This is a genomic window from Rhodoferax sp. WC2427, from assembly GCF_040822085.1.
Taxonomy (GTDB): Bacteria; Pseudomonadota; Gammaproteobacteria; order Burkholderiales; family Burkholderiaceae_C; genus Rhodoferax_B.
Map to the genome: position 1 here is coordinate 1,335,357 of NZ_CP162006.1, position 13,716 is coordinate 1,349,072.

The window sequence follows — 13,716 nt, forward strand, 5'->3', positions numbered from 1 at the left end:
AAAATGCGTTTAGTTCAAAAAATCAACGACGGCTGGATCTTCCACGCCGATTTCTCGCAAGACTTGATTGCGAGTGCAAAGCTAGGTGACACCGTGCGCCTGCCGCACAACGCGGTCGATTTGGAGATGAATTACTTCGACGAGAAGTCGTTCCAGAAAGAATTTGCCTACCAGCTCCACTTGCCCTGGCAGCCCGCCTTCGAGCGCCAGGAAGTGGCCTTGGTGTTCGACGGCGCCATGGCCAACAGCGTGGTGTGGGTCAACGGCCAGCAGGTCGCACAGCATGCCGACGGCTACACGCCTTTCGAGGCGCGGCTGACCGGGCTGCTCACAGCGGGCGACAACCTCATCACCGTCAAGATCGACGGCAGCGAGAACCCCGACATCCCGCCCTTCGGCGGCCAGATCGACTACCTGACCTACGCCGGCATCTACCGCGACGTGTGGCTCAAGGTGACCGATGCGGTGTCGATTGCCCGCATCAAGGTGGAAACCGCGTTTGAACTCAGCGATGCCAAAACCGTCACGGTGATCGGCACCCTGGCCAACCCGCGTGGCGTGGCGCTGTCCGGCACGGCGCGGGCCGAGTTGTGCACGCTGGACGGCACCGTGCTGCAGCAGCACACGGTGGACTTTGCGGGCGACAAGGTGCGCGTGGCGTTCAGCAACCTGGCCGGTTTGGCATTGTGGGAGCTGGACTCGCCCCAGCTCTACCGCGTGGCCCTGCACATAGCCACCCCCGACGGCCAGGACACGCTGGATGCGCGCTTCGGCTTTCGCACCGCCCGCTTTGCCAGCGACGGCTTCCGCCTGAATGGCAAGCTGCTGAAGATCCGCGGCCTGAACCGCCACCAGTCCTACCCCTACGTGGGCTATGCCATGGGCCGCCGCGCACAGGCGCTGGATGCCGACATCCTGAAAAACCAGCTCCACTGCAACCTGGCGCGCACCTCGCACTACCCGCAGTCGCCGTACTTTCTGGACCGCTGCGACGAAATCGGCCTGCTGGTGTTTGAAGAAATCCCCGGCTGGCAGCACATCGGCGGCCCGGTGTGGCAAGACGAGTCGGTGGAGAACGTGCGCCGCATGGTGCAGCGCGACTGGAACCACCCCAGCATCATTTTGTGGGGCGTGCGCATCAACGAGTCCCGCGACGACCACGACTTCTTTGCCCGCACCAACGCCATGGCCCGCGCCCTGGACAGCACCCGCCAGACCGGCGGCGTGCGCTGCATCGAAAACAGCGAGTTGCTGGAAGACGTGTACACCATGAACGACTTCTTCCACATCGCGCCCCCCGACTGGCTGCCGGGCCGTACCCCCGCGCCGCTGCGCCAGACCCGCGACGTGACCGGCCTGCATGCGGACGTGCCCTACCTGGTGACCGAATTCAACGGCCACATGTACCCCACCAAACGCATCGACCCCGAGGACCGCCAGGCCGAGCACGCCACCCGCCACCTGGAGGTGCTCAACGCCGCCTACGCCAACCCGCAGATCGCCGGGGCCATCGGCTGGTGCATGTTCGACTACAACACCCACAAGGACTTCGGCGCGGGCGACCGCATCTGCCACCACGGCGTGATGGACATCTTCCGCGCGCCCAAGTTTGCCGCGGCCGTGTACGCCAGCCAGTGCCCACCGCAGCAGCAGGTGGTGCTGGAGCCCGTGACCTACTGGGCCCGTGGCGAGAAAGACCGCTGCGAAGTGCTGCCCCTGCTGGTGCTGACCAATTGCGACTACATCGAATTCCAATTCGGCGACTTCCCCGTGAAGCGCGCCGAGCCCGACCGCGCCAAGTACCCGCACCTGCCGTACGCGCCCGTCACCATCGACAGCCGCCAGGTGGACATGGCGGAGGTGGGGGCCTGGGGCATGCAGTGGCTGGACTGCAGCATCACCGGCTTTGTGGATGGCCAGGCCGTGGCCAGCGTCACCCTGAGCGGCAACCCGCTGCCCACCACGCTGGAGGTGGTGGCCGAAAGCACCCTGTTGTTGGCCGACGAGAAAGACGCGGTGCGCTTCACCGTGCGCGCCCTCGACCAGTGTGGCCGTGTGCTGCCGTTTCTGGACGACGTGGTGGCGGTGGAAGTGACTGGCGGCGCGAAGCTGCTGGGGCCGGAACTGATTTTGTTCAAAGGCGGCGTGGCGGGCTTCTGGGTGGAGAGCACCGGCGCGCACGCCGATACCCAGGTGGTGGTGTCCACCCGGCGGCTGGGCCGCCAGGTCTTGGCACTCACAGCGGCGTAAGGCGCCAAGGAGCGAAAAATGGCAGACGTCACACTCACCCGCATCACCAAATCCTTTGGCAACACCGACGTGATCCGGGGCGTAGACCTGGAAATCAACAAAGGCGAATTCGTCGTCTTCGTCGGCCCGTCCGGCTGCGGCAAGTCCACCCTGCTGCGCATGGTGGCCGGCCTGGAAGACATCACCAGCGGCGACCTGGACATCGGTGGCCTGCGCGTCAACGACCTGGACCCGTCCAAGCGCGGCATCGCCATGGTGTTCCAGTCGTACGCGCTGTACCCGCACATGACGGTGCGCGACAACATGGGCTTTGCCCTGCGCTTTGCCGGAGTCCCCAAGGCCGAGGTGGCCACCAAGGTGGACGCCGCGGCCCAGGTGCTGGGCCTGGGCCCGCTGATGGACCGCAAGCCCAAAGCCCTGTCCGGCGGCCAGCGCCAGCGCGTGGCGATTGGCCGCGCCATCGTGCGCGACCCCAAGGTGTTTTTGTTCGACGAACCCCTGTCTAACCTGGATGCCGAGCTGCGCGTGCACATGCGCATCGAGATCGCCCGGCTGCACCGGGAGCTGGGCTCCACCATCATCTACGTCACCCATGACCAGGTCGAGGCCATGACGCTGGCCGACAAGATCGTGGTGCTGCGCGCCGGCAAGGTGGAGCAGGTGGGCGCGCCGCTGGAGGTCTACGACAACCCGGCCAATACCTTTGTAGCGGGCTTCATAGGCTCGCCGAAGATGAACTTTCTGGATGGCACCGTGCGTGGTACCGAGGGTGCGCTGTGCCAGGTGGAGCTGCCCGGCTTCGGCGGCAAGGTGGTGGCCATCCCGTTCACCGGCCCGGTGCCCGCCACCGGGGCCGAGGTGACGGTGGGCGTGCGCCCCGAGCACTTCCGCGAGGACGGCGACGGCCACTTGCAGCTCACCATCGACATGCTGGAGCACCTGGGCGGCGAAACCTTCGCCTACGCCCGCGCCGCGTCGGGCGGCCTGATGGTCATCAAAACCGAGCACGGCCGGGGGCTGCGCATGGGCCAGGCGTTTGACGCCCGGTTCCAGACCCGGCTGGCCCTGCTGTTCGACCGCCAGACCGGCGCACGCATGTACTGACTTGCTTGCTCCCCTGCCGGGGGAGGGTTGGGGTGGGGGCTGACCTTTATTTATAAAAAAACAGCCCCCAGCGCTTATTCCATAAGCGTGAGCAGCTACCAAAAGCATAGTATTCTGGTGGCGCCATGTCGCGCCCCGGCCAGAAGCCGTCGTGCCGGTGCGAGTGGCCGGGGCCAATGGGCGCAAGACTGGGGCCACCAGCGCCTTGCCCACCATGACCACTTCTTACCTTTACCTCTTCATCGCCATCGTCGCCGAGGTGGTCGCCACCAGCTTCCTCAAAAGTTCCGACAGCTTCACCCGACTTTGGCCCAGCGTGGTCACGGTGGTGGGCTATGCCATTGCCTTTTTGTTCCTGTCGCTGACGCTGCGCACCATCCCCACCGGCGTGGCCTACGCCATCTGGTCGGGCACCGGCATCGTGCTGATCTCGCTGGTGGGCTGGTGGTGGTTTGGCCAGAACCTGGACCTGCCCGCCGTCGCTGGCATGGGGCTGATCATCGCCGGGGTGCTGGTGGTCAACGTGTTCTCCAAGACCGCAGGGCATTGAGGACGATATTGGGCGTTTGCGCTGATACAGCCAGCACAGGCAGCTATAAAAACCATAGTTTTTTGTAAGTATGTGTTGCACCGCACAGACGGTGTCACCAACGGCAGGCATATTGGCCGGGTAGCCGTATCCAGGTCCTTCGGCTTGCAGCGTGCCGCGCGAAGGACAGGACCCATGGCATTGCACCAGACGATCGAGACGCACAACCAGGACATCGAGGACGTGTACTCCACCGATGCCTCGCAGCGCCGCCTCCCCAAGTACCGTCTGCCCGAGCATTCCACCGCCGCCTCTGCCGCCTACAACCTAGTGCGCGACGAGCTGCTGCTGGACGGCAACTCGCGCCAGAACCTGGCCACTTTCTGCACCACCTGGGTCGAGCCCGAGGTGCAAAAGCTGATGGCCGACGCGCTGGACAAGAACATGATCGACAAGGACGAATACCCGCAAACGGCAGAGATCGAAAACCGCTGCGTGCACATCATTGCCGACCTGTGGCACGCGCCCAAATCCTGGGACACCATCGGCTGCTCGACCACCGGCTCCAGCGAAGCCGCCATGCTCGGCGGCCTGGCCTTGAAGTGGGCCTGGAAGAAGCGCCGCGAGGCCTTGGGCCTGCCCACCGACAAACCCAACTTTGTCTGCGGCCCGGTGCAGATCTGCTGGAAGAAGTTTGCCCGCTACTTTGACGTGGAGATGCGCGAAGTGCCGCTGCGCGGCGATGCGCTGGGCCTGCAGCCGCAAGACCTGCGCGACTACTGCGACGAAAACACCATCGGCGTGGTGGCCACACTGGGCGTGACCTTCACCGGCATCTACGAGCCGGTGGCCGCACTGGCCCAGGCGCTGGACGCGCTGCAGCGCGACCTGGGGCTGGACATCCCGATCCACGTGGATGCTGCCAGCGGCGGCTTCGTGGCCCCGTTCATCCAGCGCGAGGTGGAGTGGGACTTTGCCGTGGAGCGGGTCAAGTCCATCAATGCCTCGGGCCACAAGTACGGCCTGGCGCCGCTGGGCGTGGGCTGGGTGGTGTGGCGCAGCAAGGTGGACCTGCCTGAAGACCTGATCTTCTATGTGGACTACCTGGGCGGCAACATGGCCACGTTCGCCCTCAACTTCAGCCGCCCCGGCGGCGAGATCATTGCCCAGTACTACAACTTTCTGCGCCTGGGCCGCGAGGGCTACACCCGCATCCAGCAGGCCTGCAGCGACACGGCCCAGTGGCTGGCACAGGAGCTGGCCTGCATCGGCCCGCTGGAGTTGGTGTACGACGGCCAGGGCGGCCTGCCCGCCGTCTGCTACAAGCTCAAGGATGGCGTGGACCACGGCTTTACGCTGTACGACCTGTCGGAGCGGGTGCGCATGCGGGGCTGGCAGATTGCCTCGTACCCGCTGCCCAGCGACCGCCAGACCGTGGTGGTGCAGCGGGTGCTGGTGCGCCACGGGGTCAGCCGCGACCTGATTGCGTTGCTGCTGCAAGACCTGCGCACCGGCATCGACTTTCTGCAGCGCAACCCGGTGCTGCATTCCACCGCCGGGCCCACCTTCAGCCATGGCGCCGAAGCCGCCCCGGCCTTGCAGCTCAGCGCATAAGCCCCGGCACCCTATGCACGCATTCCTGGTATTTCTGCAGCAGAACCCCTACATCCTGCTGTTCGCCGTGGTCGGCCTGTCGGTCTGGGTAGGCCGCTGGACGGTGAAGGGCTACGGCCTGGGCCCGGTGGCCTCGGCCATCACCATCGGCTGCGCGGTGGCCACCTGGGGTGCGGCTGAAGGGGTGGAGTTCACGCTCGACACCTTCACCAAGAGCCTGTTTTACTACCTGTTCATGTACGGCGTGGGCCTGCGGGTGGGGCCATCGTTTATCAACAGCCTCAAGGGCGACGGGCTGAAGTTTGTGTTTCTGGCCACGCTGTCGTCGCTGCTGGGCCTGGGCATCGTGGTGCTGGGGGCGCGCTGGATGGCGCTGCCGGTGGGCGCGGCAGGCGGCATTCTGGCGGGCTCGCAAACCATGTCGGCGGCGATCGGTTCGGCCGAGCAGGCGCTGACCTCGGGCGTGGTGCCCATCCCGGCGGGTTCCACCGCAGCCGATGCCACCGCCATGATCGCCTTGTCGTACGGCCTGACCTACATCTGGGGCACGGTGGGCATCATCCTGATCTGCAAGTACCTGCCGCGCTGGTGGCGGGTGGATGCGCGCCAGGCTGCGCAGGACTACGAGCGCGAGCACGGCGTACCCAATGTGGACGATGCGGGCCTCAGCGGCTACCGCCCGTTTGACCTGCGCGCCTACCGCGTGGTGCACCCGGACACCGTCGGCCAGAGCATCGCCCAGTTCCGGGTGCGCTTTCCGCAGTACCAGATCGAAAACGTCGAGCGCGGCAAACACCTGCTGGGGGCCGACCCGTCCCTGGTGCTGCAGCATGGCGACGTGGTGGCCCTGGGCGGCAGCCTGGTGGCGCTGACCGACCACATGGGCAGCATCGGCCCCGAGGTGCCCGACGCACGCGCCCTGAACATCCCGCTGGACCAGGCCGAGATCGTGGTCACCCACCGCAGTGCGGTGGGCCGCACGCTGCAGGACTTCCGCGGCTCGGCCCTGGCCGGGCAGGTGCAGCTCACCGGCATCGAGCGCGGCGGCGTGCCCTTGCCCATGGGCTTGCAGACCCGGTTGCAGCGGCTGGACGTGCTGCACTTTGTGGGGCTGCGCAGTGCCATCGACAAGGCCACCGCGCTGCTGGGGCCGGTGGCGCGCCCCAGCACCGCCACCGACTTGCTGACCCTGTCGCTGGGCATGATTCTGGGTTTTACCATCGGGCTGGTGCAGGTGCCCGCGTTTGGCGCCACCGTGGGCCTGGGCAATGCGGGCGGCCTGCTGGTGTCGGGCATCCTGGTGTCGTCGCTGGTGTCGCGCCTGCGCTTCTTTGGCAACACGCCGAATGCGGCGCGCAATGTGCTGGAGGACATGGGGCTGATCTTCTTTGTGGCCATCGTCGGCGTGAATGCCGGTGCCCACCTGCTGTCGCAGCTCAGCGGCACCCTGGCGCTGCAGATCCTGGGGCTGGGCTTTGTGGCCTGCACCGTGCCGCCCTTCGTCGTGTGGGCCATCGGCCTGCACCTGTTCAAGATCAACCCCGCGATCCTGATGGGCGGTGTTGCCGGGGCCCGCAGCCACTCCGGCCCGGCCCGCGAAGCCGCCAAGGAGATCGACAGCTCGGTGCCGTGGATCGGCTTTCCGGTGGCCTACGCGGTGTCGGGCATCCTGCTGACGGTGTTTGGCTACTTTGCGATGGTCTTGGCGAAGTAGCGGGGGTTTAAGCCAAATCGGCCGCCTGCGCTGATGGAATGGGCGTAACGTGCTACAAAAATTGTAGTTCTAGGGTGGGCGGCTAGGCACGGCCTGCCACGCCCTCGCGGCCCACCACCAGCTCTTCGGTGCCCGCCGGGCCTGCCCGGCGCAGCAGCACCGGCACCGACTTGTACGACGGCGTCAGGCTGTCCGGGTCCACGTGTTCCAGGGCAATCAGCGGCTGCGTTTCGGGGTAGTACGAGGCGCAGCAGCCGTCGGGCAGGTCGTAGCAGACCAGCATCAGTCCGCGCACCACGCGGTCGGCGTGGGCGTGGTCCATGGCGGTGGCCACGTCCACCACATCGCCTTCCTGCAGGCCGCGCCGGTCCAGCTCGGCCTGGTTGATGAACAGCACATCGCGCCGCCCAAACACGCCGCGGTAGCGGTCGTCCAGGCCGTAGATGGTGGTGTTGTACTGGTCGTGCGAGCGCAGCGTGGTGAGGGTGAGCACGTCAACACCGCCATTGGCCAGGTCTTCCTCCAGGCCGGGGAACACCGCGAAGTTGGCCTTGCCGCTGTCGGTTTTCCAGATGCGCTGCTGCGCGGTATTGGGCAGCTGGAAGCCACCGGGCGCGAGGATGCGTTCGTTGTAGCCCGCGAAGTCCGGGAACACCGCCTCGATCTTGTCGCGGATCAGCGCGTAGTCGCCTACCAGGGCATCCCAGTCGGCCACCGAGCGCGCGCCCAGCGTAGCCTTGGCGATGCCGCCGACGATGGCCGGCTCGGAGCGCACCTGGTCGCTGGGCGGCTCCAGAAAGCCGCTGGAGGCGTGCACCATGGACATCGAATCCTCCACCGTGACCGACTGCTTGCCGCTGGCCTGCATGTCCAGCTCGGTGCGGCCCAGGCAGGGCAGGATGTAGCTGGTGTGGGCCAGCAGCAGCTGGGTGCGGTTGAGCTTGGTGGTGATGTGCACGGCCAGGTCCAGCTTCCGAAACGCCTCGAAGCAGGCCACCGGGTCGCTGGCCGCCACCGCCAGGTTGCCACCCAGGCAGATCATCGCCTTGGAGGCGCCGCTGCGCATGGCGGCGATGGCCTCGACCACCGAGTGGCCGTCGTGCCGCGGCGGCTCGAACTGGAACACATCGCGCAGGCTGTCCAGCAGCGCGGGCTTGGGCCGCTCGGTGATGCCCACGGTGCGGTCGCCCTGCACATTGGAGTGGCCGCGCAGCGGCGAGATGCCTGCGCCGGTGCGGCCGATATTGCCCTTGAGCAGCAGCAGATTCATGATCTGCTGCACGTTGCGCGTGCCCGAGCGGTGCTGGGTGATGCCCATGCCGTAGCAGCAGATGGTGGCCTTGGCAGCGGCGTAGACCTGGGCCACGCCCTCCAGCTGCGCGCGGGTCAGCCCGCAGATGCCTTCGATCGCCTCCCAAGCGGTGGCATCCAGATCGGCCACAAACTCGGCATAGCCCGCGGTGTGCCCGGCAATGAATGCATGGTCGAGCACCGGGGCCTGGCTGGCGGCCTGGGCGGCACGGTCCAGCGCCACCAGCGCCTTGGCGATACCTTTCAGCGCCGCGGCATCGCCGCCCACGCGGATCTGCAAATAGGTGGTGGCAATCTGCGTGGACGACAGCGTGGCCATCTCCACCGGGGCCTGGGGCGACTCGAAGCGCTCCAGCGCCCGCTCGCGCAGCGGGTTGAAAACGATGATGGTGGCCCCCCGGCGCGCCGCATCGCGCAGCGTGGCCATCATGCGCGGGTGGTTGGTGCCGGGGTTGTGGCCCATGGACAGGATCAGGTCCACATGGTCGTAGTCCTCTAGCGTCACCGTGGCCTTGCCCACGCCGATGGAGCGCGGCAGGCCCACCGACGTGGCTTCGTGGCACATGTTGGAGCAGTCGGGGAAATTGTTGGTGCCAAAGTTGCGGGCAAACAGCTGGTACAGAAAAGCCGCCTCGTTGGAGGCCCGCCCCGAGGTGTAGAACTCGGCCGCGTCCGGGCTGGGCAGGGCGTTCAGCCCCTGGGCAATGCCGTCAAAAGCCTCTTGCCAGCCCACCGGCTCGAAATGGTCGGTGGCGCGGTTGTAGCGCAGCGGGTGGGTGATGCGGCCCTGGCTCTCCAGCCAGTGGTCGGTCTGCTGCCACAGCGCGGCCACGCTGTGCGCCTGGAAAAAGTCCGGCCCGATCCGCTTGGCCGTGGACTCCCAGGTCACCGCTTTCGCGCCGTTCTCGCAGAACTCGAACGACGAGGTGTGCTTGGGGTCGGGCCAGGCGCAACCCGGGCAGTCGAACCCGCCAGGCTGGTTGGCCTTGAGCAGGGTACGCACGCCTTGCACCACGATCTGCTGGCGTTTGAGCGTCTGCGCCAACGCCTTGGTGGCGCCCCAGCCACCGGCGGGTGCGTCGTAGTTGCGGATTCCTTCGGGGCGCTTGGACATGGGGGCTTTCTGGGAGAGGTGGGTGAATGGGGGGAGGGCATGCCCCAAGCACGGAATGGACCAGGGCCTGTTTGGGCCGGGGTTCTTAACGCCGCTTCTTGGCTATTTTGACCGCGCGCGGTGCCGTCACCCCCAGCGCAGCCCGGGCCAGCGCATCGGCCTCGGCATTGCGGTGCTGCGGTATCCACACCAGCGTGGCCTGCTCAAACGCGTTGAACAGCGCCCGCGCCTCGTCAAACAGTGCCGCCAGCCGGGCAATCGGCCGGGCGCAGCTGCTGCCCACCTGCTCCACCACGATGCTGTTGTCGCAGTGCAGCCGCAGGTCGTCCGCCCCCTGCAGTTTCAGCGCCTGTAACACCGCCATCAACGCCCGCACCTCCGCCTCGTTGTTGCAGCCGGTGCCTGGGGCCACCTGAGACAGCGTATGCCGCGTGCCGTCCGGGGCTGTCCACACAGCGCCCAGGCCCATGCGGCCGGGGTTGGGCAGGGCGCTGCCGTCGGTGTGGATGAGGTAGGGCATGGGGGATCTTGTGGGGCATCTGCTTTGGGGCCGACGCAGCTGTTCGCCCCACTTATCAGTGATTACTTTCCGGGTGCGACTGAGCGCTCAAAACCTTGCGCAAATTCAAAAAAGTTGCCAGCAATTTTGATTGCGGATTTTGACGCCATACCAATCATTGGCAGCATGAAGACAGCGCCAACTTCGTCGAAGGCGTAGATTTCTCCTCCACCATTCCCGGCGAAAGCCACAAAGCCCGGCGCATAAATGTGAACTTCGATTTCTGCGTTGGCCGTAGCCGCCTCCTGCTCGCTCCAGAGGGCAACGTAGTGTTCTGCACCCGACGCAAAGACGAAGCCCTCGAACAATCCGCTCGTGTCGATAAAAACGCGGTAGTCAGCAGGCAGATGCATGGTCATCGGGGACGTCTCGTTGTGGCCGAAAGCCTCTATTAAAACGCATCCTAACAGCGCAATCTCCCCCAAAGGCAATCTCCAAATATCCTTGGAGAAAATCGCCACCTAACGACCGCCAATAAAGCGCAAGTAGCTATCAAATTTGAGTAGACCCCACCCGGGGCTCATCCCCCCTGCGCCCCAGCGCCCACTTCACCCCCTCAAACCACAACAACCCCACCACGGCCAGCCCCACGCAGGCCAGCAGCATCCCCGGCGTGGGCTGCTCGAACGCAAACAGTCGGCTGACGACTGGGACGCCCAGCACGCACCCCAGCAGTAGCACGGTGGCAGCGGTGATCCAGCCGAAGTAGCGGTTGCGGGCGGTGCCTTTGCGCCAGGACGGGCGGGTCCAGCTGCGGTTGGCGTAGATCAGACCCAGGTTGGCCAGCACCAGCACGGTGAACACCAGGGCGCGGGCCATATCGTGGGAGTGGTTGAGCGCCCGTGCCCCGGCGTACACGCCCAGCAGCAGCGCCAGGAGGCCGCAGCCTTGCCACAGGCCACGGGCCAGCACGCTGCGGTCGAACAGGTGGGCATCGGCAGGGCGGGGTGGCACGGCCATGGCGTCGGCTTCCAGGGGCTCGGCTTCGAACACCACCGAGCAGGCCGGGTCGATGATGAGCTGCAGAAACAGGATGTGCACCGGCATCAGCAGCATGGGCCAACCCAGCAGCACCGGCACCAGCGACAGGCCAACGATGGGCACGTGCACGCCCACCACAAACACGATGGCCTTGCGCAGGTTGGCAAACACGCGGCGGCCATAGCGCACTGCCGTGACGATGGAGGCAAAGTCGTCGTTCATCAGCACCAGGTCGGCGGCCTGGCGGGCCACTTCGGTGCCGCGCGCGCCCATGGCCACGCCGATGTGGGCGGCCTTGAGGGCGGGCGCGTCGTTCACGCCGTCGCCGGTCATGGCCACCACGTCGCCGCGGGCGCGGAAGGCCTGCACCAGGCGCAGCTTGTGTTCGGGCTGCACGCGGCAAAACACCTGGGTGGTGGCCAGGCGCTCTTGCAGGGCGGCGTCGCCCAACGCGGCCAGCTCCTGCCCGGTCAGGGGCGGGGCGTCGGTGGCCAGCCCGGCCTGGCGGGCGATGGCCAGGGCGGTGGCGGGGTGGTCGCCGGTCATCATCACCACGCGGATACCGGCGGCCTGGCAGGCGGCGATGGCCTGGGGCACGTCGGGGCGCACCGGATCTTGCAGCCCCACCAGGCCAAGAAAGACGAAGTCGAAGTCGTGCTGGTTGCCCGGCAGCGGCGGGGCGGCAAACCGGGCACTGGCCACGCCCAGCACGCGCAGGCCGTCGGCGGCCATGGCGGCTACCTGCTGGGCGATGGGGGCGTGCTGGTCGGCGGGCAGGTGGCACAGGTCGACGATGGCCTCGGGCGCACCCTTGGCGGCGATCATGTAGGCCTGCTGGTCGGGCGACTGCCAGACGCGCGACATGGCCAACATGGCGGGCGACAGGGGGTAGTCTTCCACTAGGGTCCAGTCGGCGTGCAGGTGCTCGGTGCGGGCCAGCAGCTGGGCGCCCGCGCCGACGATGGCGGCCTCCATCGGGTCGAAGGTGCGGCGGTGGCTGGCCAGCACGGCGTATTCGAGTACGCCGTGGAGCGCCTCGGCCAAAGGCGTGGCACCGTCTTGCACGCTGTCATACAACGCGTCGCCCGACCATAGCCGCCGTACTGCCATGCGGTTGGCGGTGAGGGTGCCGGTTTTGTCGACGCACAACACGGTGGTGGCACCCAGCAACTCTACCGCGGGGATGCTGCGGGCCAGCACCTTTTGGCGCGACAGGCGCCAGGCGCCCAGGCCCAGAAACAGGGTCAGGATGACCGGCAGCTCTTCGGGCAGGATGGCCATGGCCAGGGTCAACCCGGCCAGCAGCCCGCCCAGCCAGTCGCCGCGCAGCAGCCCATAGGCCAGGGCCAGCGCGGTGGCCAGGGCCAGCCCTACCAGGGCCACGGCTTTCACGACGCGCTTGGTTTCGCCCTGGATGGGGGTGACTTCCGCGGCAATGCCTTGCAGCGATTGGCCAATGCGGCCCAGCGCGCTGCGCTCGCCGGTGGCCACCACGCGGCCCTGCCCAGTGCCTTGGGTGACGAGGGTGCCGGAGAAGGCCTGCACTGCCGCTGCACCACCCGCCTGCTTTTGTACCGGGACCGATTCGCCGGTGAGCAGCGATTCGTCCAGCGCCAGGTTGGCGGTGTGGGTGAGCTCCAGGTCGGCGGGCACGCGGTCGCCCTCGGCCAGCAGCACGGTGTCGCCACACACCAGATCACGGGCGGAAATCTTCAGGGTCTGGCCGCCGCGCAGCACCTGCGCCAGTGGGCTGGACAGATCGCGCAGGGCTTCCAGCGAACGCTCGGTGCGGCGCTGCTGCACGAAGGTGATGCCCATCACCACCAACACAAAGCCCAGCAACATCAGCGCCTCTTGCCGGTCGCCCAGCACCAGGTAGAGCGCGCCGCAGGCCACCAGCAGCAAAAACATGGGCTCGGCCACCACGTCGCCCACCAGCCGCAGCACGCTGCGCGGCTGGGATACGGGCAGGGCGTTGGGGCCGTCGTGCGCCAGGCGCTGCTGCGCTTCGGCGGGGCTCAGGCCACCAGGGGCATCCATGCCGGGGTCGGCTTATTTCACCAGCACCACCGGCTGCTCTGCCGCCGCCAGCACGCGCTGCGCCACCGAGCCGATCAGCAGGTCGGCAATGGCGCCGCGGCCTTTGGAGCCCAGCGCGACCAGGTCGTACTTGCCCTTCTTGGCGCACTCCAGAATTTCTTTGGCCACGTGGCCAGTGCGTTCCACCATGTCGTGCTGGATGCCTGCGGCGTCGAGCAGTTTGCGGGCGGGTTTGAGCTCTTTTTCGCTGATTTCGCGCAGGTAGTCGGCCACGACTTCGTTGCCCACAAAGGCCTTGGCATGGCCGAGTCCGGTGTCGTCGTGCACGCTGAGCAGGGTGATGCTGTGCTTGCCCGGCTGCAACTGCGCCACCAGCTTGGCCGCGTACTTGACGGCATGCAGGGCAAACTTCGAACCGTCTACGGCAACAAGGATTTTCATCAAAGGCTCCTGTGGAAATGATGCGGACCCGACAGTGTGGCGCATCTGCGCCGGGTAGC

The 13,716-nt window shown here is 66.7% G+C and carries 10 protein-coding genes; 5 read left to right on the forward strand and 5 right to left on the reverse strand.

Going from position 1 to position 13,716, the window contains the following annotated elements:
* Positions 1–3 precede the first annotated feature (3 nt).
* The 5 genes from AB3G31_RS06415 (at position 4) to AB3G31_RS06435 (ending at position 7,211) form a co-directional block, all read left to right on the forward strand.
* On the forward strand, positions 4–2,250 hold the full coding sequence (locus tag AB3G31_RS06415) for a glycoside hydrolase family 2 TIM barrel-domain containing protein (protein WP_367849364.1): 2,247 nt from the start codon (positions 4–6) through the stop codon (positions 2,248–2,250).
* Positions 2,251–2,268: 18 nt separating this feature from the next.
* Entirely contained in the window at positions 2,269–3,354 is a 1,086-nt protein-coding gene (locus AB3G31_RS06420; protein ID WP_367849365.1) for an ABC transporter ATP-binding protein, read from the forward strand.
* A 214-nt stretch (positions 3,355–3,568) separates the two neighbouring features.
* Positions 3,569–3,904, forward strand: a complete 336-nt coding sequence (locus AB3G31_RS06425) for an SMR family transporter (RefSeq protein WP_367849366.1) — start codon at positions 3,569–3,571, stop codon at positions 3,902–3,904.
* Between the two features lie 174 nt (positions 3,905–4,078).
* The gene (locus AB3G31_RS06430) at positions 4,079–5,497 is read left to right on the forward strand and encodes a glutamate decarboxylase (protein WP_367849367.1); all 1,419 of its coding nucleotides are present in this window, start codon (positions 4,079–4,081) and stop codon (positions 5,495–5,497) included.
* Positions 5,498–5,510: 13 nt separating this feature from the next.
* Complete coding sequence (locus AB3G31_RS06435) at positions 5,511–7,211, forward strand: aspartate:alanine exchanger family transporter (protein WP_367849368.1); 1,701 nt, start codon at positions 5,511–5,513, stop codon at positions 7,209–7,211.
* Between the two features lie 82 nt (positions 7,212–7,293).
* Here AB3G31_RS06435 and AB3G31_RS06440 read toward each other — a convergent pair whose 3' ends face one another.
* The 5 genes from AB3G31_RS06440 to AB3G31_RS06460 form a co-directional block, all read right to left on the reverse strand.
* A complete protein-coding gene (locus AB3G31_RS06440; protein ID WP_367849369.1) occupies positions 7,294–9,636 on the reverse strand; it encodes an FdhF/YdeP family oxidoreductase in 2,343 nt (780 codons plus the stop codon).
* 85 nt (positions 9,637–9,721) lie between these two features.
* Positions 9,722–10,156, reverse strand: a complete 435-nt coding sequence (locus AB3G31_RS06445) for a ribonuclease HI family protein (RefSeq protein WP_367849370.1) — start codon at positions 10,154–10,156, stop codon at positions 9,722–9,724.
* 62 nt (positions 10,157–10,218) lie between these two features.
* Complete coding sequence (locus AB3G31_RS06450) at positions 10,219–10,554, reverse strand: SMI1/KNR4 family protein (RefSeq protein ID WP_367849371.1); 336 nt, start codon at positions 10,552–10,554, stop codon at positions 10,219–10,221.
* Between the two features lie 133 nt (positions 10,555–10,687).
* A complete protein-coding gene (locus tag AB3G31_RS06455; protein WP_367849372.1) occupies positions 10,688–13,216 on the reverse strand; it encodes a cation-translocating P-type ATPase in 2,529 nt (842 codons plus the stop codon).
* Between the two features lie 12 nt (positions 13,217–13,228).
* Complete coding sequence (locus tag AB3G31_RS06460; RefSeq protein WP_367849373.1) at positions 13,229–13,657, reverse strand: universal stress protein; 429 nt, start codon at positions 13,655–13,657, stop codon at positions 13,229–13,231.
* Between the last annotated feature and the right edge of the window lie 59 nt (positions 13,658–13,716).